The organism is Amycolatopsis sp. CA-161197 (assembly GCF_050942255.1).
Lineage (GTDB): Bacteria > Actinomycetota > Actinomycetes > Mycobacteriales > Pseudonocardiaceae > Amycolatopsis.
This window is the reverse complement of record NZ_CP192059.1, coordinates 1,531,588-1,554,609: the sequence shown is the minus strand read 5'-3', so window position 1 is coordinate 1,554,609 and position 23,022 is coordinate 1,531,588. Positions and strand designations below refer to the sequence as shown.

General features: G+C 69.9%; 21 protein-coding genes. 11 read left to right on the top strand and 10 right to left on the bottom strand.

Going from position 1 to position 23,022, the window contains the following annotated elements:
- Positions 1-208 precede the first annotated feature (208 nt).
- Entirely contained in the window at positions 209-1,783 is a 1,575-nt protein-coding gene (locus ACQPXB_RS07645) for a hypothetical protein (RefSeq protein WP_432850387.1), read from the top strand.
- 13 nt (positions 1,784-1,796) lie between these two features.
- Here the strand turns inward: ACQPXB_RS07645 and ACQPXB_RS07640 are convergent, their stop codons facing one another.
- From ACQPXB_RS07640 to ACQPXB_RS07625, 4 genes are all read right to left on the bottom strand, one after another.
- Positions 1,797-2,465 (bottom strand): response regulator transcription factor, encoded by a 669-nt coding sequence (locus tag ACQPXB_RS07640; RefSeq protein WP_432850385.1) that lies wholly within the window; start codon positions 2,463-2,465, stop codon positions 1,797-1,799.
- Positions 2,462-3,094 (bottom strand): sensor histidine kinase, encoded by a 633-nt coding sequence (locus ACQPXB_RS07635; protein ID WP_432850383.1) that lies wholly within the window; start codon positions 3,092-3,094, stop codon positions 2,462-2,464. The genes ACQPXB_RS07640 and ACQPXB_RS07635 overlap by 4 nt, the downstream gene beginning before the upstream one ends.
- Positions 3,095-3,196: 102 nt before the next feature.
- On the bottom strand, positions 3,197-3,829 hold the full coding sequence (locus tag ACQPXB_RS07630) for a hypothetical protein (protein WP_432850381.1): 633 nt from the start codon (positions 3,827-3,829) through the stop codon (positions 3,197-3,199).
- 211 nt (positions 3,830-4,040) lie between these two features.
- Positions 4,041-5,561: a polysaccharide deacetylase family protein gene (locus tag ACQPXB_RS07625; protein ID WP_366578840.1), complete on the bottom strand. Its 1,521-nt coding sequence runs from the start codon at positions 5,559-5,561 to the stop codon at positions 4,041-4,043.
- A gap of 180 nt (positions 5,562-5,741) precedes the next feature.
- Here ACQPXB_RS07625 and ACQPXB_RS07620 point away from each other — a divergent pair, with 180 nt between their 5' ends.
- Genes ACQPXB_RS07620 through ACQPXB_RS07600 form a run of 5 tightly spaced genes read left to right on the top strand, consistent with a single transcriptional unit; the run spans position 5,742 to position 11,551 of the window.
- On the top strand, positions 5,742-6,434 hold the full coding sequence (locus ACQPXB_RS07620) for a response regulator transcription factor (protein WP_366578838.1): 693 nt from the start codon (positions 5,742-5,744) through the stop codon (positions 6,432-6,434).
- A gap of 5 nt (positions 6,435-6,439) precedes the next feature.
- Positions 6,440-7,723, top strand: coding sequence for a nucleotide sugar dehydrogenase (locus tag ACQPXB_RS07615; protein ID WP_432850378.1), 1,284 nt, complete (start codon positions 6,440-6,442; stop codon positions 7,721-7,723).
- Between the two features lie 29 nt (positions 7,724-7,752).
- A complete protein-coding gene (locus ACQPXB_RS07610; RefSeq protein WP_432850376.1) occupies positions 7,753-8,736 on the top strand; it encodes an NAD-dependent epimerase/dehydratase family protein in 984 nt (327 codons plus the stop codon).
- A gap of 44 nt (positions 8,737-8,780) precedes the next feature.
- The gene (locus ACQPXB_RS07605; RefSeq protein ID WP_432850374.1) at positions 8,781-9,809 is read left to right on the top strand and encodes a glycosyl hydrolase family 18 protein; all 1,029 of its coding nucleotides are present in this window, start codon (positions 8,781-8,783) and stop codon (positions 9,807-9,809) included.
- Positions 9,806-11,551: a glycosyltransferase gene (locus tag ACQPXB_RS07600; protein WP_432850372.1), complete on the top strand. Its 1,746-nt coding sequence runs from the start codon at positions 9,806-9,808 to the stop codon at positions 11,549-11,551. Before ACQPXB_RS07605 ends, ACQPXB_RS07600 begins: the two co-directional genes overlap by 4 nt.
- A gap of 487 nt (positions 11,552-12,038) precedes the next feature.
- Here the strand turns inward: ACQPXB_RS07600 and ACQPXB_RS07595 are convergent, their stop codons facing one another.
- Together ACQPXB_RS07595 and ACQPXB_RS07590 are read right to left on the bottom strand one after the other, a co-directional pair.
- Positions 12,039-12,941 (bottom strand): aminoglycoside phosphotransferase family protein, encoded by a 903-nt coding sequence (locus ACQPXB_RS07595; protein ID WP_432850370.1) that lies wholly within the window; start codon positions 12,939-12,941, stop codon positions 12,039-12,041.
- Positions 12,942-13,036: 95 nt separating this feature from the next.
- Complete coding sequence (locus ACQPXB_RS07590) at positions 13,037-14,179, bottom strand: FAD-dependent monooxygenase (protein ID WP_432850368.1); 1,143 nt, start codon at positions 14,177-14,179, stop codon at positions 13,037-13,039.
- A gap of 98 nt (positions 14,180-14,277) precedes the next feature.
- Here ACQPXB_RS07590 and ACQPXB_RS07585 point away from each other — a divergent pair, with 98 nt between their 5' ends.
- Positions 14,278-14,979 (top strand): TetR family transcriptional regulator, encoded by a 702-nt coding sequence (locus ACQPXB_RS07585; protein WP_432850366.1) that lies wholly within the window; start codon positions 14,278-14,280, stop codon positions 14,977-14,979.
- A 187-nt stretch (positions 14,980-15,166) separates the two neighbouring features.
- Here the strand turns inward: ACQPXB_RS07585 and ACQPXB_RS07580 are convergent, their stop codons facing one another.
- Complete coding sequence (locus ACQPXB_RS07580; RefSeq protein ID WP_432856484.1) at positions 15,167-15,523, bottom strand: arsenate reductase family protein; 357 nt, start codon at positions 15,521-15,523, stop codon at positions 15,167-15,169.
- A 19-nt stretch (positions 15,524-15,542) separates the two neighbouring features.
- Positions 15,543-16,142: a hypothetical protein gene (locus tag ACQPXB_RS07575; RefSeq protein ID WP_432850364.1), complete on the bottom strand. Its 600-nt coding sequence runs from the start codon at positions 16,140-16,142 to the stop codon at positions 15,543-15,545.
- 151 nt (positions 16,143-16,293) lie between these two features.
- On the opposite strand from ACQPXB_RS07575, the gene ACQPXB_RS07570 reads away from it, so the two are divergent.
- Complete coding sequence (locus ACQPXB_RS07570; protein ID WP_366578823.1) at positions 16,294-16,824, top strand: GNAT family N-acetyltransferase; 531 nt, start codon at positions 16,294-16,296, stop codon at positions 16,822-16,824.
- A gap of 884 nt (positions 16,825-17,708) precedes the next feature.
- Here the strand turns inward: ACQPXB_RS07570 and ACQPXB_RS07565 are convergent.
- Positions 17,709-18,167, bottom strand: a complete 459-nt coding sequence (locus tag ACQPXB_RS07565; protein WP_366578821.1) for an MEKHLA domain-containing protein — start codon at positions 18,165-18,167, stop codon at positions 17,709-17,711.
- Positions 18,168-18,315: 148 nt separating this feature from the next.
- Entirely contained in the window at positions 18,316-18,957 is a 642-nt protein-coding gene (locus ACQPXB_RS07560) for an FMN-dependent NADH-azoreductase (protein WP_366578819.1), read from the bottom strand.
- 84 nt (positions 18,958-19,041) lie between these two features.
- On the opposite strand from ACQPXB_RS07560, the gene ACQPXB_RS07555 reads away from it, so the two are divergent.
- From ACQPXB_RS07555 to ligD, 3 genes are all read left to right on the top strand, one after another.
- Positions 19,042-19,557, top strand: a complete 516-nt coding sequence (locus ACQPXB_RS07555; RefSeq protein WP_386949048.1) for a MarR family winged helix-turn-helix transcriptional regulator — start codon at positions 19,042-19,044, stop codon at positions 19,555-19,557.
- A gap of 86 nt (positions 19,558-19,643) precedes the next feature.
- Positions 19,644-21,395 (top strand): aa3-type cytochrome oxidase subunit I, encoded by a 1,752-nt coding sequence (gene ctaD / locus ACQPXB_RS07550; RefSeq protein ID WP_432850361.1) that lies wholly within the window; start codon positions 19,644-19,646, stop codon positions 21,393-21,395.
- Positions 21,396-21,432: 37 nt separating this feature from the next.
- Positions 21,433-23,019 (top strand): non-homologous end-joining DNA ligase, encoded by a 1,587-nt coding sequence (ligD, locus tag ACQPXB_RS07545; protein WP_432850359.1) that lies wholly within the window; start codon positions 21,433-21,435, stop codon positions 23,017-23,019.
- Positions 23,020-23,022 lie beyond the last annotated feature (3 nt).

Genomic DNA, 23,022 nt, shown 5'->3' with positions numbered 1-23,022 from the left:
AATTGCGTGCAATCAAGTTGTGCATAGTGCGTGAAAGATCATCGTAAGATCTGGAATACCGAAGCCCCAGGCCGACGACGGGCTCCGCCCACAGATCTGGACGGGCGAGACGAGCCCGACACGTGGTCTGATCGTGGGAGCATCGGGACACTTCGACTAAAGTGCCGCTCCGTCGAGGTCACAGGCTCGTCCAACCACGGGGTGCGTCATGACCACCACGTCCACGTCCGCAGCAGCCGGACGCGTCGAAGCCGCCAGACCACGCCGCCGTGCTCTGGTCCTCACCGGACTCGGCCTGCTCGTGCTGTTCCTCGCCGGCGCCTGGTCGGCGTGGTTCTTCACCATCGACGACGCGTTCATCAGCTTCCGCTACGCCGCCAACCTCGCCGCCGGCCACGGGCCGGTGTGGAACGTGACCGGCCCGCGCGTCGAGGGCTTCACCGACTTCTCCTGGGTGCTGTGGTCGGGGCTCGGCTCGTGGCTGGGGCTCGCGCTGCCGCTGTTCGCGAAGGTGACGTCGCTGGTCTTCGGCGTGCTCACACTGCTGATGCTGGTGACGACCGGCCACCGCCGGGGCGGCCTCGCCGGCGCTCTGGTGGCAGGCGGCGCGTACGTGGTCTTCCTGCCGACCTACTTCCACATCACGAGCGGCCTTGAGACCGCCGTGTTCGCAGCTGTACTCCTGCGCGCGGTGGTGCTGGGACTGCGGGTCCTCGACGGCGAGCGGGTGCACCCGTGGGAACCGCCGTTGCTGTTGCTGGTGCTCGGGACACTGCGGCCGGACGGTGTGCTCGCCGTCCTGCCGACCGTGGCCGTCTGGCTGTGGACGACGCGGCGCAGCCGGGCGACGTGGTGGTGGACGGCGGGCGCGGCCGTGGCCGGCGCCGGGTATTTCGTGTGGCGCTGGCAGTACTACGGGCAGCTGCTGCCCAACACGTTCTACGTCAAGTTCGGCGACCTCTCGTCCGGCCGGCTGTGGACGGAGCACACGTTCTGGCTCCTGCTGCCCCTGCTCGTGCTGACGCTGTCACTGCTGCTGCGCCGCGACACCCGCGCAGCCGGCGGACTGCTGGTGGCCACCGTGGTGCTGACCTACGTGACCTACGCCGTGTCCGGGCCGACGATGGACTACCTCGACCGCTTCGCCGACCACGGCGTGCCCGTGCTCTGCCTCGGCGCAGGCCTCGGCGCGGCCGCGCTCGGCGGGCGGTGGCTGACGGCGCTGACCGGGGTCGTCGCGGTCGGCTGGTCGGCCGTGGCCGGCGCGACCGCACCCGACCTGGGCATGATCGCGAACTACGGGCCTGACCTGCAGCGCGCACACGTCGCGATCGGCAAGGGCCTCGGCGCGGCCGACGTGCCGGCCGGGGCGCGCACGCTGGCCGTGGCCGACGCCGGCGCCATCCCCTACTACAGCGGCTGGCAGGCCATCGACTACCTCGGCCTCAACGACGCGCAGATCTCCCGCGGCGCCGATCCGACCGAGGTCATCCTGAAGGCGCACCCGACCGTCTTGATCATCACGTCGGGCTCACCGCAGATCGCCGAGTCCCGCTACGGGGTGCGCAACCGCGAGGTCACTGCCGGATACCAGGAAGTCGCCGTCGTGCGGATGCGGGCCGACTACTTCCAGACCGTGTGGGTGCTGCCCGAGTGGGCGGGCACGGTGCGCGACCACGTGAACGCGGCGGTCGCCGAGGCCGCGCCGGCGAACGACCCCGGGCGGTACGAGCTCACCGTCGACCGGTGGCTTGACCGGCTCCGGAGCCAGTTGCCCGGCTAGGTCCACAAAGGACTCAGCCGAGCCGGGCCTCGAACCCCGAGGCCGCCGACACCGACGGCACCAGCGCGTGGCGCACGGCCAGCGCGGCGGCCTCCAGGCGCGAGTGCACGCCGAGCTTCACCAGCACGCCCTGCACGTGGCTGCGCACCGTCGCCGTGGACACGCCGAGGCGGCGGGCCATGGTCTCGGTCGTGTCGCCGTCGATGAGCATCGCGAGGCACTGGCGTTCGCGGCTGGTGAGGAAGCGTTCGCGCAGGTCGATCTCGCGGGAGCGGTCCGCAGCGGGCGCCGAGGTGCGCACGGGGACGTCGACGAGGGTTTCGCCGGCGATCACGCGGTCGATGGCGTTGATGAGGTGCTCCACGCCGCACGTCTTGTGCACGTAGCCGGCCGCGCCGGAGCGCAGGGCGTCGGCGACCGCGCCGTTGCCGGGGCTGGCCGTGAGCATGATGACCCTGGTGCCCGGGCTCGCCGCGAGCGTCGCCGCGACGCCGTCTTCCACGGGGCCGGCGCCGAAGTTGCGGTCGAGCAGGCAGACGTCCGGGCGCGTCTCGCGTACGGTTTCCACCACTTCCGCGAGCGTGCGGGCGGTGCCCACCACCCGCAATCCGTGCCGCTCCAGCAGCCCGGCCAGCGCTTCGAGAAAAACCTTGTGGTCGTCACCCAGGACGATGCTCGTCATTCGTGCTCCCCTTCACTCAGGCGGCTGGGGAAGACGATCCGCACGCACGTGCCCTCCGGTTCACCCGGTCCGACCAGGGCCTGCGCACCCGTCGCCTCGGCGAGGTGCGCGACCGTGACCAGGCCGAGCGACGCCGTTCCCGGCGGAATGCGCCCGAACCCGGGTCCGTCGTCCGTGATCGACACGGTGACCGGCGAGTTCGCCGTGAGCTCCACGCGTACGTGACCGTCGGGCCCCGCGGCACGCACCGCGTTGCCCAGCACGTTGGCGAGGATCCGCCACAGCACCGTGCCGTCCGCATGGACGGCAGCGGCCGCTCCGTCCACGAGCACCACCGAAGGCTCGCTGACCCGATCGGCCAGCTTCACCAGCTGCGCCAGCATCGGCCGCAGCGGCACGATCTCCTCGTGCGTCTCGGCTGCCAGCGCGTGGGAGACCATCGTGCGCAACCGCGAAACCTGCTCACCGATCAGCTCCACGCCGGCCACGTCCTTCAGCTCCGACTCGACCAGGAAGGCCAACGTCGTGATCTCGTGGCCGAGATCGTGCAACACTCCCCACAGAGCCTGAACGGTGCGATCCTCGCTGCGGCGCCCGGTGGCCGCCCGGCGTTCCGGCACGGTTTCCATGGCTTTTTCCCTCGCCTTTACCTTTCCCCGACCGAAGGGAGTCGTCCGCGATCTTGGGGACGTTACTCACGCATAACCCGGGCGTCGGCGAATAGGCGGGAATCAGCTGTCGTGCGTGACACCGCTCGTGGTGACGATGATCTTCCAGGGACCCGGCGGCACAGCCGAGTCGTCGACGAACTGCCAGTCGATCCGATCGTTGTCCCCGTTGAGCTCCTCGAATCCGAGGCATCCGTTCAACGCAGGTGAGACGTCCATCCCGGCGCCGTTGAAACGATCATTCGCCGGCCTGGCGTCGTCCGTACCGAACACGTACTCGGCGTCGTCGTACTGGCCCGGACCAGCGTCCTGGATCTGGCCGTAGCAGATCTTGCCGTCGCGGCGGATGCGTACCCAGCGATTTTTCAAGAGGCTGAAGCTGCGGTCGGAAACCTGCGCGGAATAGCGTTCGTCAGATGCCCACGGAACCACGGCTGCGCGTTGGCGATTTGCCACCTCGTCTCCCACATCGTCATAAGGGACGTCGAGGTAGAACGGGTTTTCCCGCGGCGTCATGCGCGTGGGAAAGAATCCGTTCGCCGCCGTTCGTGGTTCGGTGTCGCAGTTCCCGGCGGTGACCACGCCGTCGCAGCCGCCGTAGTGGTCGAGCCACCGGTCGTCGTACGCGGACTCGACCTGGCTGCCGTCCGCGGCGTTCGGGTCGAAGATCTCGCCGACCCAGAACGTCGTCGCCACGATGTTGGTGTGCCAGGGGTAGGACGAGGGTGCCGACGGCGGGACGACGGGCGCGGCCGAGGGCGGGTCCGCCGGCGCGCCCGCCCCAGGGGAGTGGACGGGCGCGCCGGTGCAGGACGCGGTGGTCAGTACGGCCGCCAGACCCCACACCGCGTATCTGACCCGGGTCGCTGCCCGGCGGCGAGCGCCGGGCAGCGACGGGGAACGGGCGTCAGTCACCGGGCTCCACGGGAGCGATGACCTGCCCAGGACGCGTTGCCGGGATGAGCGGCTTCGCGTTGCGGCCGAACGAGCCGGCCTTGGAGGAGTTGCGGCTCGTCACGCTGAACCGCTGCGGACCCGTGGTGGACGCCTTGATGGCAGCCGCCGCGGCAGCACCGGCACCCGCGGCGAACGAGTAGTCGTCCGTCGTCACCGAGCCGTTGGCGATGAGCCCGAGGCCGAAGCTTAGCCCGGTCGCACCCGCGGGTGCCGCCGGAGTCGTGAACGTGGCCTGGGTCCAGTTCGGCGCCGCCGCGAGCCACGGGCCGGACGTCCAGTACGCCCAGAAGCCCTGCGTGTTGCGGTAGTACAGCGAGAACTGCGTGATCGCTGTCGACTTGTACCAGACGCCGATCGTGTAGGTCTTGCCCGCGGCGATCGTCGGGGTACAGGCCCCGAGGTCGAACGTCGGCAGGAGCTTCGCGTCACCGTCGGTGTAACTGGCGACGTCGAGCTTCTGCGCGTACGTGCCCGTGTGCTTGTCCGTGGTTCTCGTCCACGTCGGCGTGTTGCCGCCGTAGCCGCCCGGCATGTAGCAGTCGGGGAACCCGGTGCCGCTGGTCGAGGTTTCGAGCGAGGTGTTCACCAGGCCGGTGTTCGCCGACGCCGGCGCTGTCACGACCGCCTTCGTCGCGCCGCCGATGGCCTGCTGCATCGTCTTCACCGTCGTGCCCACGCTCTTGCGCCCGTTCAGCCAGGAGAGGAACTGGTCGAGCCGCGAAGTGGAGATCGACAGCTCGTCGCACCCGGTGCCGTCACAGACGTGGTGGAAGGTGAACGTGAGCAGACCGCCGTTGCGCTCGGCCGCGGTCACCGCGCTCTGCATCTGGGCCAGCGTCCAAGTGTTGTCGTCCTCGTCGAGCGCCTTGATCTCGTACGCGTCGGCGGGCTTGGTCGTCTCGGCCGCCGGACAGCCGGCGCACCCGTGTGCCGAAGCCAGGTCACCGAGACCGCGGGCGCTGTTGAAGCCGCACGCCTTCACGTTGTTCTTGACGGAGGTGTTCAACGCGGCGTACGGGTACGCGAAGCTCGTGACGGCGAAGCCCATCGCGGCCAGTGAAGCCCGGCCGTTGCAGATCTGGCGCTTCGCCTCGTCAGCGGGCACCGTGGTGAGGTCGGGGTGCGTCACCGTGTGACCACCGATCTCATGGCCGGCGTTCTTGATCGTCTGCAGGTTCGCCTGCGTCAGGTAGTTGGGCGCGCCGACCGAACCGCTGATGATGTAGAACGTGCCCTTCATGTTGTACTTCTGCAGGATCGGCAGCGCGCTCATCTGATCCGCGTTGCCGTCGTCGAAGGTGAGGACGACGCCGAGCGGCCGCGCCAACGACGCACCCGCTGTGGAACCGCCCACCACCAACGCGGGCAGCACGCACAGCAGCGCGGCCGCGCAGACCGCGAGCCGCGCGCGTGCCCGCCGGAAATCGAATCCCTTGCGGGCCTTGCGGTGTTTCCGCGTTCTTCTTTCCATGGGTGGCCACCAAAATGATCGGGGATACCTCCGCTGACCGTATTGTCAACCCCCGGCACCCGGATCCCCATAAGGGACGAGGCGGCCTACCGCAGATGCCGGATCTCCGTCATCTGTATGAGCCGTCTTTCGCACAGCTGACTGAGGACAACCGGTTTCGGTGCCTGTTTGCTTTGCGGCGTGGACATCACCCGCCTGTTCCTGATCGAGGACCACCGCATGGTGGCCGACGTGCTGACGTCGAGCCTCGCCGCGGTGCCCTGGATCAGGGTGGTCGGCACGCGCGCCACCTCCGATCCGACGCTGCGCTCCGCGCTCACCGCACAGCAGCCGGACGTGGTGACCGTGGAGCTGGAGTCACTCACCGACGTACGTGAGCGGATCCGAACCTGGCACGACGCGGCGCCGAGGGCCCGCTTCGTCGCCCTCACCGCGAGCCGGGACCGAGATCTCGCGGTGTGCGCTGCCCACGCGGGGATCGACACCTGGATCCCCAAGGAAAGCTCGCTCGACGACCTGCTGGACCGCGTCCGCGGCGCTCGCGCCGGGCACGCGTGGTACCCGCCGGAGCTGCTGGCCGTGCTGTTCGACCGGCTGCGCCGCGACGGCGCCACTCCGCACCGGCCGGCTTCGAGCCCTCTCGACGTGCTGAGCGAGCGTGAACGCGAAGTGCTGGTGGCGATGGTCGACGGCGACCGCAGCGACCAGATCGCGGCTCGGCTGCAGCTTTCCCGCAACACCGTGCGCACCCACACCCGCAACCTGTTCCGCAAACTGAAAGTCCACAGCGGACTGGAAGTCGTCAAGATCGCCCGAGCTGCCGGCATCGAGCCCCACGGCGAGGCGCCGTTATGGAAAGGGGAAACCCCTTGACACTCATGGCCGAATCTCCCCTCAGCGAGACCGAAGGCCTCATCTCCGTCGCCATCGTCGGCATGGGCTACGTGGGTCTGCCGACCGCGCTGGGCCTGCACGCCGACGGCGCGCGGGTGCTGGGTCTCGACACGAGCGCCGAGCGGCGCGAGTCGATCCTGGCCGGTGAGCCCGACCTGGTCGAGGCCGACCTCGCGCGCCTCGACGTGGCCCGGCGCGACAACCGGTTCGACCTCACCGGCGACCCTGCGCGGCTCGCCGAGGCCGACGCGGTGATCATCTGCGTCCCGACGCCGCTGGACCGTTACCTGACACCGGATCTGGGCCCGCTACGGTCGGCGTGCCGGTCGGTGGTCGAGCACGCGCGCCCGGGCCAGACGCTCATCCTCACCTCCACCAGCTACGTCGGGACCACGCGCGAGATGCTCGCGGAACCGCTGCGGAACCGGGGTCTCGTGATCGGCAAGGACGTGTTCGTGGCGTTCAGCCCCGAGCGCATCGACCCCGGTGTCGCCGAGCACACGCAGCAGAGCACGCCGCGCGTCGTCGGGGGCTGCACGCCGGCGTGCACCGACCACGCCCGGCGCGTGCTGGAAAAGCTCACTCCGCTCCTGCACGAGGTCTCCTCGGCCGAAGCGGCGGAGCTGACGAAGCTGTACGAGAACTCGTTCCGCGCGGTGAACATCGCACTGGCCAACGAGTTCGCCGGCATCTGCTCGACGCTGGAGCTCGACCCGATCGAGGTGACGCGCGCGGCCGCCACGAAACCGTACGGGTTCATGAGCTTCTACCCCGGCCCCGGCGTCGGCGGGCACTGCATCCCCTGCGACCCGCACTACCTGCTGTGGCAGCTGCGCGAGGCCCACGGGTCGGCGCCGTTGATCAGCCAGGCCATGACGTCGATCGCGCACCGGCCCGGCCAGGTCGCCGACCGCGTCACGGCCACGTTGTCGGCCGCCGGACGCGGCGTCGCGGGCGCTCGGATCGTGGTGGTGGGCGTGACGTACAAGCCGGGTGTGCGCGACCTGCGCGAGTCGTCGGCGCTGGAGATCATCGAGCGGCTCGCGGCCGGCGGGGCGAAGGTCGAGTACCACGACCCGCTCGTGCCGGAGCTGAAGCTGGGCGGGCGCTCGTTCCAGAGCAACCCCGACCCGCACGGCACGGACTTCGACCTCGTGCTGATCCACACCGTCCACCCCGGACAGTCCTACGACTGGATCGAACACTGCCCCTTGGTGCTCGACGCCACGTACACGTTCGACGCGGCCACCCACCGCGAACTGGTCTGAATCTCTTGTCTACCGAAAGGGCGTACCCCATGCGGTGCTTGGTGACCGGCGGGGCCGGCTTCATCGGTTCCCACCTGACCGAGCGGCTGCTCGGCGAGAACCGCGAGGTGGTGGTGCTGGACGACTTCAGCACCGGCACCGAGCAGAACCTCGCGGCCGTCGCCGGCGACCCGAGGCTGCGGATCGTCCGGGGGTCCGTGTGCGATCCGGCCGCCGTCGAGTCGTGCATGGAGGGGGTCGAGCAGATCTACCACCTGGCCGCGGCCGTCGGCGTGTTCACGATCATGCAGAAGACCCTGGACAGCCTGCGCACCAACCTCCTGGGCACCGAGGTCGTGCTCGACGCGGCGCTGCGCCACGACGCGCGCATCCTCGTCACGTCGACCAGTGAGGTGTACGGCAAGAACACCTCGATCGGGCTCAAGGAGGACGACGACCGCGTGGTGGGGTCGCCGTTGAAGAACCGGTGGTCCTACGCCGAGGCGAAGGCGCTCGACGAGACGTTCACCTCCCTGTACGGCAGCGAGCTCGGCGTGCGGACGGTGCTGGTGCGGCTGTTCAACACCGTCGGCCCCCGGCAGCGCGGCCGCTACGGCATGGTGGTGCCGCGGTTCGTGGACCAGGCGCTGACCGGGCAGCCGTTGACGGTGTTCGGCACGGGCCGGCAGACGCGGTGCTTCTGCCACGTGCTCGACGTGGTGCCCGCGCTCGTGGCGCTGCTCGACGACGAGTCGGCGCACGGCACCGTCTACAACCTCGGCAGCCCCGAGCAGGTGAGCATCGAGGAGCTGGCGGAGCTGGTGATCGCGGCGACCGGGTCCGACAGCTCGATCGTGCGGGTTCCGTACCAGGAGGCGTACGGCGAGGGGTACGAGGACATGCAGCGGCGGGTGCCGAACTGCGCGCGGGCGGCGCAGCAGGTCGGGTTCCGCGCCGTGCACAGCCTGCGGGAGACCATCGACGCCGTCATCGAGGACCGGCGGACGCAGCTGCGGACCGCCGTCGCCGGTTGATGAGGCACCGACCCGGCCGGTCGCGGCACCGCGTCCGGATCGCCGTGCTTCTCGTCTGTGAGCTGCTGGTGCTGACGTTGCTGCGGGACGGAGGAGCGCGCGCGGCCGTGCAGCCGCTCACGATCGCGTCGGTCCCCTACTGGAACCTGGCCGGGGGGACCTCGACGGTGCAGGCGCACGAGTCGCAGGTCTCCGAGGCGTCGCCGTGGCTCTACGGCCTCGACGCGCAGGGCCGGCTGGTCGAGCAGTCGCGGCGCACGGAGGATCTCGCGCGGCTGCGGGCCACGGGCGTGGAGATCACGCCGACGATCGCGAACGTCACCGAGGGGCGCTGGCACCCGCAGATCGTGCAGGCGATCATCCACGACCCCGCGGCGACCGCGCGGCACATCTCGGACATCGTGGGGCTCGTCGTGCAGGGTGATTTCTCGGGCGTGGACATCGACTACGAGGAGCTGCGCGCGACCGACCGCGCCGCGTTCACGGCGTTCGTCGCGCGGCTGGCGGATGCGTTGCACGCCAACGGGAAACGCCTGTCGGTGGACGTGTTCGCGAAGACGACCGACGCCGGCTACGACGAGCGCAATCGGGCGCAGGACTACGCCGCGCTGGGCCGCGCGGCCGACCAGGTGCGGTTGATGGCGTACGACTACCACTGGCAGACGTCCGCGCCGGGCCCGATCGCGCCCGAGGGCTGGGTCCGTGACGTGCTGACGTATGCGACGTCGCAGATCCCGCGCTCGAAGATCGTGCTGGGCGTGCCGATGTACGGCTACGACTGGGTGGGCCACAACGCCGTGCCGGTCACGTGGGTGCAGGCCTACGGGCGGTCGAGGGAGTTCGGCGTGCCTGTCGAGTGGGACGGGTTCAGCGAATCGCCTCACTTCTCCTACACCGACGCGACTGGGCAGCGCCACGAAGTGTGGTTCGAGAACGCGTACAGCGCGTCGATCAAGTTCACGCAGGCCCGGCAATTCGGGATCGGCGGGGTGTACCTCTGGCTCTTCGGCACGGAGGACGACCTCGTCTGGTCGAAACTCGACACCTACTGGACTCCGGCGGAGGCACGATGATCCCCCTGTGGCTGCTGGCAATTTTCGTCTTCGGGGTGAACTTCACCCTATGGGGCACCGCCGGTCTGGCGCGCGCGCTCGAAAACCGCGTGCGGCCACCACAGCCGCCCCGGCCGTCGCCGATGCCGCGCTCGCGGCCCGCTCGCGTGCACCGCTCGCGCGTCGCCGTGCTCATGGCCGCGCACAACGAGGAGGTGGTGATCGGCGAGTCGCTGGCCGCCATCACCCGCCTCGTGCCGGCGTCGAACGTCCACGTCGTGTCCGACGGCTCCACCGACCGCACTGTTGAGCTCGCCCTCGCGTGCGGCGTGAACGTCACCGAGACGCCCAGCAACGTCGGCAAGGCCGGCGCTCTGGAGGAAGGCGTACGCCACTTCTCCCTCGCCACCCGCTACGACGCCGTCCTCCTGCTCGACGCCGACACCCGCCTCGACCCGGACTACTTCGACGCCGCCCTCCCGCAGTTCGACGACCCCGACGTGGTCGCCGTCGCCGGCTGCGCCGCCACCGACTGGTCCGCTTCTCGCCGCGGTTTTCTGGCGTTCCTGTTCACCGCACACCGCGCCCGCATCTACGCGCTGCTGCAACGCCTCCTCAAGTTCGGCCAGACCTGGCACCGCACCAACGCGACCCTCATCGTCCCCGGCTTCGCCAGCCTGTACCGCGCGGAAGCGTTGCCGCACATCGACATCAACCCCCCGGGCCTGGTGATCGAGGACTTCAACATGACGTTCGAGGTCTACCGCAAACGCCTCGGCAAGGTCGGCTTCTCGCTCAAGGCCATCGCCGTCACCCAGGACCCGGACGCCTTCCGCGACTACGTCCGCCAGACGCGCCGCTGGGCCCTCGGCTTCTGGCAAAGCGTCCGCCGCTTCCGCCCGCACGCCGACCTGTTCAGCTTCATGCTGGGGCTATACGTGCTGGAACTGGTGCTGGCCAGCCTCTTCATGGCCTTGCTGCCACTGGCGGTCGTCCTCCTGCTCCTGGCCCTCATCCCCGGCTTCCTGTCCGTCCCCATCGCCGGCGACGTCACCCTGGCGATCGGCCACTACGTCAACCTCCCGACCATCGCCTTCGGCATCCTCGTCCCGGACCTCCTCCTCACCCTCGCCGTCGTGCTCACCGAACGCCGCGCCCGCTACCTCCTCATGGCGCCCCTCTACCTCCCCCTCCGCTGCCTCGACGCCTGCGTCGCCCTCTGGACCCTCCCCCAAGCCTGGCGCGACGGCTCCGGCCGCTGGCAAAGCCCCACCCGCCGCAGCACGGACATCACCGCCACTCCAGACCTGGCGACAATCGGCGCCAGCTCTGGTATTGGTTCCGGCGCTGGTGTCGGTTCCGGCGCTGGTGCGGGTTCAGGCTTGGCTGCTGCCAGTGCCGGCATGCCAGCGGGCACGAGTTTGGCCGCGGGGCCAGGCCAGGGCACGGGTACCGGCTCGGCCGCAAACCCCGGTCCGTCTGCGGGCACCAGCCATGGTTCGAGTGGCAGCACTCGCCTTCTCCCATCGCCGTTCCCCCGCGACCTCCCTACCCACAACGGCTCCAGTCCGACACTCCCCTCCCACACGAACGGCTCCAGCCCCACAATTCCCTCCCACACCAACGGCTCCAGCCGAACCCTCCCGTCACTACCTCCAACCACCCCCAGCCCATCCCCCACGTCCGACACCGAACCGGACTGGCCACCCGAGTGGCCCCCGGACTGGCCGCCCGACCCCTACACACGCGAAAAGGTCGGCTGACCCCTCCACCACCGGAGCGCCCCTCTGCCGGCCCACTCTCCGCGTACCGATCACGGATCTCCCACCTCACGCCGGCGCCGCCTGGCCACCCACCGAGCGGCGCCGGCACGGCAGCCGGACCTGCGCATCCGCTTGCGACCAAGCAGCGCCTCATGCGACGCGGCACCAGACCGACCCACCGCACCGCATGCGATCGCGGGTCTGTCGGTGGGCCGTCCAGCCACTTTCGCCCGGCGGCCAAGCGGTTCCCCCGCCGAACCACGCCCGTGTCCGCAGCGGGGCAGCGCCGCTACTCCACGTCGGCGAACAGCTCGTTGGTCAAGTCCGCCCGACCGCGCAGCAACGCCACCGCCGAACCAGGCCTGCGGTCGCGGTGGCCCGGTGCCGCTACTCCGCTTCGGCAAGCAGCTCGTCCAGCCAAGGCTGCCCGGCCACCACGCGATCCACCACCGAACCAATCCCGCTACCGGAGCGCGGTGTGGCGCCGCTACTCCACGTCCGCGAGCAGCTCCTCCAGCCGCGCGGTGTCCGTGGCGCCGGCGGGGCGGTTCGGGTCGGGCAGCAACGCCGTCAGGGCCCATGCGCGGCCGCGGGCCCACGTCGCGTCGTCCACGGCGAGCTTGGTGCGGAAGACCGCGCGGGACGGGCCGTCGAGCAGGGTCCACGCCACGATGAGGTCGGCCGCCGGGTCGCCGATGGCGAGGGTGCCGAAGTCGATGACCGCGGTGAGGCGGCCGTCTCGGGCGAGGAGGTTGGCGGGCGCGGGATCGCCGTGCACCCACACCGGCGGACGGTCCCAGGCGGGCACCGCGAGCGCGGCTTCGAACAGTGCCGTGGCGGCCGTGTCGATGCGGCCCTCCAGCGCGGCGAGCCACGGACGCACCCGCGACTCCACCACGGCCGAGTCGCGCTCGTCGTCCATGCCGACCCCGCGGAAGCCATTGCTCCACTCCGGCGGCGGACCGCCGGCGGTGTCGATCGCCTGCAACGCAAGGAAGAACTCCGCGAGGTCCGCAGCCGCCGTACCGAGGTCGGCGAGCTGCCCCGGGTCGGGACGGCGCCCGTCGAGCCACCGGTAGACCGACCACGGAAACGGATACTCCGCAGTCGCCTCCCCCTGCGCCAACGGCACCGGAACCGTCAACGGCAGGCGCGGCCCGAGTCGCGGCAGCCACCGCTGCTCACGCTCCACCTGTCCCTCCCACCGCGCGAACCGCGGCAGCCGCACGGACATCGTGTCGCCCAGCCGGTAGGTGGCGTTGTCCACTCCCGGCGACGGCACCGGCACGACCGGAAGCTCCGCCCACTGCGGAAATTGCCCGGCGACCAGCCGCCGCACCACTTCCACCGTGATCGTCACTTCATCGGACGACATGTCCCCTGCGGTCAACAGGCCTCCCCGGGTCGATGGCTCAGATCCAAACCACCGGCCCACCCGCTGTCCACCGAATTCCGATCACCCCCTTTCCACCAGGAACCACCCCGTCACGCGCTCTTCGCCAGGGCCAGCTTCTGCGCGGCATTGACCAACGGCACCAACCGCGTCCCGAAGTTCCGCACCGCCATCCCCGCCCGCGTGGCGGGAATCAGCATCGCGGCCGCGACAGGAACGTTGCGCTGCCTCGGATTCACCAACTTCCGGTGCGTCGCCTCATAACGCCGGAACGCCGCCACCGGATCATCCGGACTCGCCGCCAGCTCGGTGGCCAGCTTGTGCGCGCCGGCCATCGCCAGCGTCGACCCGTCACCGAACAGCGAGACACACGACGCTGCATCACCCGCCAGCACGACCCGGCCCGCGGCCCAGGTCGGCAACCGCACGCGCGAAACCGAATCGAGGTACAGGTCGCCGGCAGCGGGCACCTGGTCGAGCAGCTCCGGCACCCGCCACCCCGCTTCGGCGTACGCGGTCTCCAGCAACCGCTTGTGCTGCTCCGTGTCCCGGTAGTCGAAGCCCGGCACCGCCGCGTGGCGGAACATGAACGCCACGATCCCGCGCTCCCGAGACGGGTGCACCGCCACCGCACGGCCCGGCGAGTTGTACATGACGATCTCGCTCCGGTGGGGCACCGGCTCGTCGAGCGGCATGGTCGCGACGTACACCCCCATGTGCTCGACGAACTCCGACTCGGGGCCGAAGGCCAGCCGGCGCACGCCGGAATGCAGGCCGTCGGTGCCCACCACGAGGTCGAACCGCCGCGACGAGCCGTGTTCGAAGGTGACGTCGACCCCGCCCTCGTCCTGCTCGAGTCCGGTCACGGAGTCGTGGAACACGTATTCCGCGTCACCGATGCTTGCCTCGTACAGGATGCGCGCGAGGTCCGTGCGCGTCAGCTCGACGTCGGTGCCTCCACCGTCGCCCATCGCCACGCGCCCGACGGTCTTCCCCCGATCGTTCACGAACCTCATGCCGCGCACCGAGGTGGCCGCCTTCCGCAGCTGATCGGTGAGCCCCATCTTCCGCGCGACCTCGGCGGCCGGCCCGCGGACGTCCACCGGGCTCCCGCTCGAACGCAGCCCCGCCGCGCGCTCCACCACGGTCGGCCGGTACCCCGCACGCGCCAGCCAGTAGGCAAGCGTGGGTCCGGCGACTCCCGCGCCGGAGATCAGCGCCGTCTTCGTGGTCATGATCCGTCATCCCCTCTCGCCGCGGTCCTCCTGACCGTCGGTCAGGATCGACGGTACACGCCTGTCCACCGGTCAGGCAAGGAGGTAGATTCGACACCATGAACGAAGTCGTGCCGCCCGACACCCGCGCGCGCATCCTGCAGGTCGCGATGGACCTGTTCGCCTCGAACGGCTACCACGCGACCTCCGTGCGGGAGATCGCCGAACGGGTCGGCGTCACCAAAACCGCGGTCCTGTACCACTTCCCGGGCAAGGCCGAGATCATGGCCGCGATGGCCGAGCCGATGCTGGTCGACCTTGAAGCCACCGTCAACGCGGCGGAGGCGCTCGGCGCGAACCGGCAAGCGGCCCGCGAGGCGATCTTCGAAGGTCTGCTCGACGTCTGGCTACGGCACCGCGATCTGCTGCGGCTCAACCTGCGTGACCTGGGGCTGACCGCGTCCCAGTCGGTGTTCGACCGCTTCCGCGACAGCATGCTGCGCGCGAACAAGATCGTGGCCGGCCCGGACTCCGACCTCAACCTGGACATCCGCGCCTCGCAAGCCATCGCCATGCTGAGCGACCCGGTGGTCCTGTATGCCGACCGCCCGGCCGAGCAACTGCGCGCCGCCGTGCTCGACGGCGTCCACCGCCTGTTCGACGAACCCAGCCCCCACACCGGGCGCGGCAGGCCGACCGTGATGACCGGCAACCTGCTCGTGATGTGCCGCAAGCTGCACGACCAGGGGTTCTCGGCCGCCAAGATCGCCGATGAGCTGGGCGTTTCCCGGGCGACGGTGTACCGCCATCTCAAGGACTAGCTTTATTGAGACGCTTTATGATACTTTTGAGACACCAGCGACGCAGCGAAACTCAATGAACACGTCAACGAGTACAAGGCAGCACGGCACACGACAGCTCCGAGACACGAGCACTGAAGTCATAGCGCGGAGAGAACCGCATCAGGAGGCGAATGACCGAAGCAGACCACCCACGCGGAGCGAGGCGTCAGCCCAGGACGGACCGGACCGTCTCCTCGTCGCGGGCGACGACTGTGGTGCCGTCGTCGGCCGTGATGATCGGGCGCTGGATGAGCGCCGGGTTCGCCGCCAGCGCCTCGATCCAGCGAGCACGGTCGGCGGGCGTGCGCGGCCACGACTTCAGGCCGAGCTCGGTCGCGACCTTCTCGCCAGTGCGCGTGATGTCCCACGGGTCGAGCCCGAGCCGGTCCAGCACGGCCTCGAGCTCGGCCGTGGTCGGCGGGTCCTCGAGGTACCGGCGCACGGTGTAGGTGGCGCCGGCCTCGTCGAGCAGCGACACGGCGGAGCGGCACTTCGAGCAACGCGGGTTGACCCAGATTTCCACGAGGGTCACCGTACGCGACCTACTTCGCGAACGCCTGCTGCTGGCACTGGTCGGCGAGCTTGTCGAGGTTGTCGTAGGTGTCGGACGAGCCGTCGTCGATCTGCCAGGTGAGACCGTCCGGGTCGACGCTGGTGTCGGGGGCCACGTGCACGTGGGCGCCCTTGGCGGTCATGCACTTGACCATGGCGTGGAACTCGTCGTTGAACTTCGGGTTGGTCCGCGGGGAAAGCTCCGGCGGCTGCAGCGGCAGCTTGCTCTTGCAGGCCGCCTCGGCCTTCTTCGACTGGGGGCTGTCGTCGTTCATGTCGAGGGCGGGCGGGCTGTTCGGGTCGCCGACCGGGCCGGCGTGCCGTCCGTCGAGGACGGCGTGGCCGTTGGTGCGGAGGCAGGAGTCGTAGGCGTCCCAGTAGGACTGTTTCTCGTCGGGCGAGCTGTCGAGGCGCAGCTGCGGGCGACCGGCGTCGGAGTCGGCCGTGGTGGCCGGCGACGCGGCGGGGGCACCCGCGGAGGCGCTGCCCGTGTCGAGCGTGGCGACCTGCGGCGCGGCGGGCGAGCCGGAGCAGGCGCTGAGCAGGACGAACGCGGCGCCGGCGACGAAGAAGGAGATGGATGAACGCACGTTGTGAGCGTGGCAGGAGGTTGTGAGGAAGCTATGACGATGGAGTCAGGAGGCCACTAGGACGAAGCCGCGAGGGTCAGCGCCCCACGGGTCGCGGCGGGTGCCACGGATCACCCGCCGGTGGAGGGGTGTTTCGGCGTACCGTTCAGCCATGGACATGCCTCTGGCCACCGACCGCCTCGTGATCCGGGATTGGTCGATCGACGACGCCGAAGCCGCGTTCCGCATCTACGGCACGGACGAGGTCACCCACTGGCTGACGCCCGCGATGGACCGCGTCACCGACGTCGCCGCGATGCGCTCGGTGCTGCAAGCGTGGCAGGAAGCCCAGCCGAACCTGGCCCCGCCGCGCGGCCGCTGGGCCGTGGAGCGCACGTCGGACGGCGCCGTCGTGGGCGGCCTCGGGATCCGGCTGCTGCCGCCCTTCCAGGAGGACCTGGAGCTGAGCTGGCAGCTGCACCCGGACGCCTGGGGCCAGGGCTACGCGACGGAGTCGGCACGCGCGCTGATCGAGTGGGCGTTCACCCAGGACACCGAGGAACTCTTCGCCGTGGCACGCCCCTCCAACACACGCGCCATCGCAACCGCCAAACGCCTCGGCATGCAGTGGGTCGGCGAAACCACGAAGTACTACGACCTGCGGCTGCAGGTGTACCGCATCCGCCACAGCGACATCATCTAACGGCGCGGCGCGGGCGCGCACGGCAGAGTGGCCACGCACCGGTGCGCCCGCACCCGCACCGAAGGAACGGCAGCGATCCCGCGCCAGCCCAGCGGCGCGGCAGCGCGCCCACCCGAAAGAGTGTGAACGCGCCGGTGCACCCACACCCGCGCCGAAGGGCGGCGGCGCTCGAGTCAGCGCAAACGGCGCGGCGCGCCTATCCGACAAAGCGGCAACGCGCTCGTGCGCCCACGCCGAAGGGACAGCAGCGCTCGCGTGCGCCTGCTCGACGGCGCACGCCTGCTCAACGGTGCGGCTGCGCGCCCATCCGACAGCGCAGAGGCGCTACCGCGCCCAGCCAAGGGACGGCGGCAGTCCCACCCGCCAACCCGCCAGGGCAGCAGCGCACCCGAACTCCAGGGTGGAGACGCGCCCGTGCCGTGCCAAGAGGCGGCCGGGCTTCTGCGCGCCGGTCCAGTGGCGCAACGGCGTGCCGATCTGACAGCCATGGGGGGTCCCGCGTCACGTCCAAGGGACAGCGGCGCTCGCGCGCGCTAGACCGAGGACGCGGCGGCCGGCTCGTTCGACGGTGCGGCGACGCTCCCGCGCCAAATCATGAGGCGGCAGCACTCCTGCACGCCAGCCGAGCGGCGCAATCTCACGCTCGTCTGGCAGCGCGCCGACGTTCCCGGGCCAAGCCCAACGGCGTGGCAGCGATCCCGCGCGCCAGCGCAACGGCGCAGACGAGCGCCGTCCGAGAGCGCGGCGGCGGTCCCAACCGACAGCGCGGCCGCGTTCCCGTCCCAACCGACGAACCACCCACCCGCACCCTCGCAGGTGAATTCCGCGCGAACAGCAAGGAAAACCGTCCACACCCGGCCAACAGCGCGCACCCAGAAGCAGCCTCAGGCAGCCGTATAGCGACCGAAAACCGCCGCCTGCCCCCGTTTCACACCGGTGTCGTCGATGAGGTTCCACATCGTCACGTCTTCGATCCAGAAGCGGCGGCCCGACTTGGCGATGCGGCGGCCGCGGTAGCCGGTGACGAAGCCGTGGGTGGTGACGGCTTCGACGAGGGCGTCGCGGTCTTCCTGGCGGTCCGGTTCGGCGGAGAGGCGGGAGGGCATGCCGCGGAATTCGGTCCAGTCGAGTTCGAACGCGTGCTGGGCGACGAGGTTGGCGTAGGTGAAGCGGGGGTCGTCGGAGGTGTCGTGGGCGAGGAGGCCGAAGGGGGCGTCCGCGTAGAGGTGGTGGGCGGCGTCCGCCGTGGCGTCGATCAGTGGTGTGCCGACCACGCGGCGGTAGCTGTCCACGAGCAGCTGGGCGAAAGCGGCGTCCAGTGGTGACGACCCGGCGTCCGACATAACGCCAAGCTACGCCCGTCGCGGATCACGGCAAGCACAGGTGATCGACTTCACGTCGGGGTCCACTATGGACCCCACCGCCGGAGAAAAAGAACTCGCCACGGCCTCCCCCTCGAGGACCGTGGCGAGGCGTTCGTCCCTGGAGCGACTACGCGTTGACCGGGGTCCAGAGCGCGTCGATCTCCCGCTCCGCCGCGGCCAGGCTCTCGGCCGCCAGGTCGCGCAGGTCGGCCATCGCCGGGTTGGTGTCCGCGAGGGTCAGTTCCGCGGAGATGAACCGCGGCTCGATGCCGGTCATGGCGAGGCCGTGTGGAAGCCAGGACTCGGCGTGGTCCCAGCCGAAGCGCGGGGTGCCCTCGCCGTAGCCGCCGCCGCGGGAGGCCAGGACGAGGAACTCGCGGCCGTCGAGCAGGCCGGTGCCCGTGGCGGGGTCGAAGGCGAGGCCGGGCGCGATCAGGTGGTCGACCCAGGCCTTCACGACGCTCGGGGCGCCGTAGTTGTACAGGGGCAGGCCGAGCAGCACGGTCGAGGCGTCGCGGACCTCGCCGACGAGCTCCTCGGTGAGCTTCCACGACTCGTTCTGCTCCGCCGTGCGCTGCTCGGCAGGCACGACGCGGGCGAGGCCGGACGCGGCGTCGAAGTGCGGAACCGGGTTGGCGCCCAGGTCGCGGTAGGTGACGGTGCCGTCGGGATGGGCGGCTCGCCACGCGGCGGCGGCGCGGGCGGTGAGCGCTCGGCTGACCGAGCGGTCGCCGCTGATGCTGGAGTCGATGTGGAGAAGGTGAGGCATCTCGTTCGCCATCCATAGATCGTTTGTGTAGGGCAAACCATTTATAGCACATGGACGACTAGCGAGTTCTCGTATACTGGACGCATGGCCTCGCTCCCGGTCGTCAACCAGCCGCCCCACCGGTGCGGCGCCCTGCTCGACCACCTCTCGCGCCGCGTGCGCACGCGGGCGGAATCGGTGCTGACGCCCATGAACCTGCGCCCCCGCCACCTGCTCACGCTCACCGTGCTGCGCGACCACGGCAGCAGCACCCAGCAGGCGCTGGCCGCCACGCTCGGCATCGACAGCACGAACCTCGTCGGCCTGCTCAACGACCTCGAGGCCGACAACCTCATCGAGCGCCGCCGCTCCCCCGAGGACCGGCGCCGGCACGTGGTGGAGCTCACCGACGTCGGCGCGAAGAAGCTGGCCAAGGCCGAGTTCGCCATGGCCGCCGTCGAGGACGAGGTGCTCTGCGCGCTGAGCGTCGAGCAGCGCGAACAGCTCTACAGCCTCCTCCAGCAGGCCACCGCCACCACGGACGTCGAGGCCTGCGCCGCCGCCGACGACTCCGGGCGCACCCACGTGCAGGCCTGCGTCGCGGACGACGTGCAGAGGTAGCCGGCGCACCGAAGTGCGTTGAAAAAACGGCCCCACCCCCTCCTCGTGATCGCGCCCACAATGGGTACGCCCTGATGGGAGGACCGATGGCCGACACCGTGACCAGGCCCGTTCCGGTTCCGCTGCGCCCGGCGTGGCGGGGACCGAAGGGCGGGCAGATCCTGAAGATCGCCCGCACGACGGACCACAAGACGATCGGCGTCCTCTACCTCTCGACGTCGTTCGCGTTCTTCCTCATCGGCGGCCTCACCGCACTGCTGATGCGCACGGAGCTCGCCCAGCCCGGCATGCAGTTCCTGTCACCCGAGCAGTACAACCAGCTGTTCACCATGCACGGCACGATCATGCTGCTGCTGTACGCGACCCCGAACCTCTTCGGCTTCGCCAACTTCGTCGTGCCGCTGCAGATCGGGTCGCCCGACGTGGCGTTCCCACGCCTGAACGCGTTCTCCTACTGGCTGTACCTGTTCGGCGGGCTGATCGTGATCAGCAGCTACCTCACGCCCGGCGGCCCGCCCGACTTCGGCTGGACCGCGTACACGCCGCTGTCCAACGCCATCCACTCGCCGGGCATCGGCGGCGACCTGTGGATCACCGGGTTGATCATCTCTGGCCTCGGCACGATCCTGGGCGCGGTCAACATGGTGACGACGATCGTCACGTTGCGCTGCCCCGGCATGACGATGTGGCGGATGCCCATCTTCACCTGGAATATCCTGCTCACCGGCGTGCTGATCCTGCTCGCGTTCCCGATCCTCACGGCCGCGCTGTTCGGGCTGCTCGCCGACAGACACATCGGCGCGCACGTGTTCGACCCGGCCAACGGCGGCGCGATCCTGTGGCAGCACCTGTTCTGGTTCTTCGGGCACCCGGAGGTCTACATCGTCGCGCTGCCGTACTTCGGCATCGTCACGGAGATCATCCCGGTGTTCAGCCGGAAACCGCTGTTCGGCTACCGGACCATGGTGTTCGCGACGATCGCCATCACCGGTCTGAGCGCCACCGTCTGGGCGCACCACATGTTCGCGACCGGCGCCGTGCTGCTGCCGTTCTTCTCGTTCATGACGTTCCTCATCGCCGTGCCCACGGGGATCAAGTTCTTCAACTGGATCGGCACGATGTGGAAAGGACAGCTGAGTTTCGAATCGCCGATGCTGTGGTCGATCGGTTTCCTCGTCACGTTCCTGCTCGGCGGGCTCACCGGCGTGATCCTGGCCGCGCCCGCGCTCGACTTCCACGTGCACGACAGCTACTTCGTCGTCGCCCACTTCCACTACGTGCTGTTCGGCACCATCGTGTTCGCCACGTTCGCCGGCATCTACTTCTGGTTCCCCAAGATCACCGGCCGCATGCTCGACGAACCGCTGGCCAAGTGGCACTTCTGGACGACGTTCATCGGCTTCCACACCACGTTCCTGATCCAGCACTGGCTCGGCGACGCCGGCATGCCGCGCCGCTACGCCGACTACCTGCCCACCGACGGGTTCACCCTCATGCAGACCATCTCCACGATCGGGGCGTTCATCCTGGGTGCCTCGGTGCTGCCGTTCATCTGGAACGTGGTGAAGAGCTACCGCTTCGGCGCCCACGTGGAGACCGACGACCCGTGGGGCTACGGCAACTCGCTGGAATGGGCGACAACGTGCCCGCCGCCGCGGCACAACTTCCTCGAGCTGCCGCGCATCCGCTCCGAACGGCCCGCGTTCGAGCTGCACTACCCGCACATGGTGGAACGCCTGCGCGAGGAGGGCCACGTGCGCCGCAGCGGCCGCCACCGCGCGACGCCGAGCCAGGCTGCGTCCGACGCGCTGACCCCGCCCGAAGACCAAGCTCGCTGATCGAAAGTGTCCTACGCTGCCTTGAGGAGGGCGGACCATGGACTCTGCGGCGGAGCGGCTCAAGAAGTACCGCGAGATGCGCGACTTCCAGCGCACCGCCGAGCCCGCGGGCGGCGACGCGGCCACCACGCAGGGAAACCGATTCGTCGTGCAACGTCACCGCGCCCGCCGCCGGCACTACGACCTGCGCCTGGAGTTCGGCGGCGTCCTCATCAGCTGGGCCGTGCCGAAGGGCCCGACGCTCGACCCGAAGGTGCGGCGCATGGCCGTGCACGTCGAGGACCACCCGCTCGAATACGCCGACTTCGAGGGCGTGATCCCGCACGGCGAGTACGGCGGCGGCGACGTGATCGTGTGGGACCGCGGCACGTGGGAGGCCGTCGACACCGACGACCCCGAGCAGGCGCTCGCCGACGGCAACCTGCACTTCGACCTGTTCGGCGAGAAGCTCGCCGGTCGCTTCGTGCTCATCCACCCCAGCCGCGACGGCGACGGGAAGCAGTGGCTGCTGCTGCACAAGCAGGACGACCACGCGTCCGCCGGCTGGGACGCCGAGGACCACCCGAAGTCGGTGAAGAGCGGGCTGACCAACGACGAGATCAAAGCCGCTCCCCCGGCCCTTTGGCGCGCCGACCTGCCCGCGGCCGAGGCGGAGGTGCGGCTCACGCCGGAGTTCACCCCCGCGTCTCCCGCGGAGCTGAACGCCCTCGACGAGCTGGACGGGCGCGGCAGCTGGGCCGTCGCGGGCCGGAAGCTGGCGCTGACCAACCTCGACAAGGTGCTCGTCCCCGGCCGCGAGGGTGAAGACCCGATCACCAAACGCGACCTCATCCGGTACTACACGCGCATCGGCCCGACGATGCTGCCGTACCTCGCCAACCGCGCGCTCAACACCAACCGGTTCCCCGGCGGTATCGAGAAACCCGGCTTCTGGCACAAGGAAGTGCCCGACCACGCGCCGAAGTGGCTGCACCGCTGGCACTACGACAAGGCCGACGCCGATGACGTGCAGCAGTACCTCGTGCCCGAGGGCGTCGCAGACCTGGCGTGGCTGGCGAACTTCGGCGCGCTCGAGCTGCACGCGTGGACGTCGCGCATCGAGGACGTCGAGCACCCCACGTGGACGTTGTTCGACATCGACCCCGGCCCGGAGACGTCGTTCGACGACGTGCTCGCGCTGGCCCGCCTCCACCGCACGGCGTTGGAGCACCTCGGGCTCATCGGGCTGCCGAAAGTCACGGGACAGCGCGGGATCCAGGTGTGGGTGCCGGTGGAACCGCGCTACACGTATGCGGAAACGCGCAAGTGGGCCGAGACCGTGTCGAAGACGATCGGGCGGACGCTGCCCGATCTGGTGAGCTGGGCGTGGCACAAGGACCGCCGCGGGGGCAAGGCACGGCTGGACTACACGCAGAACGTGCTGAACAAAACACTCGTCGCGCCCTACAGCGTCCGCCCGCGGCCGGGGGCGCCGGTTTCCGTGCCGTTGCAGTGGGACGAGCTCGACGACCCGGAACTCACCCCCGACCACTGGACGATTCGGACAGTCCTCGAACGAGTCGAGACCGTCGGTGATCCGTTCGCGGCGTTGCTGGGTGTGGAGCAGGAGCTGCCGAAACTGTGAATT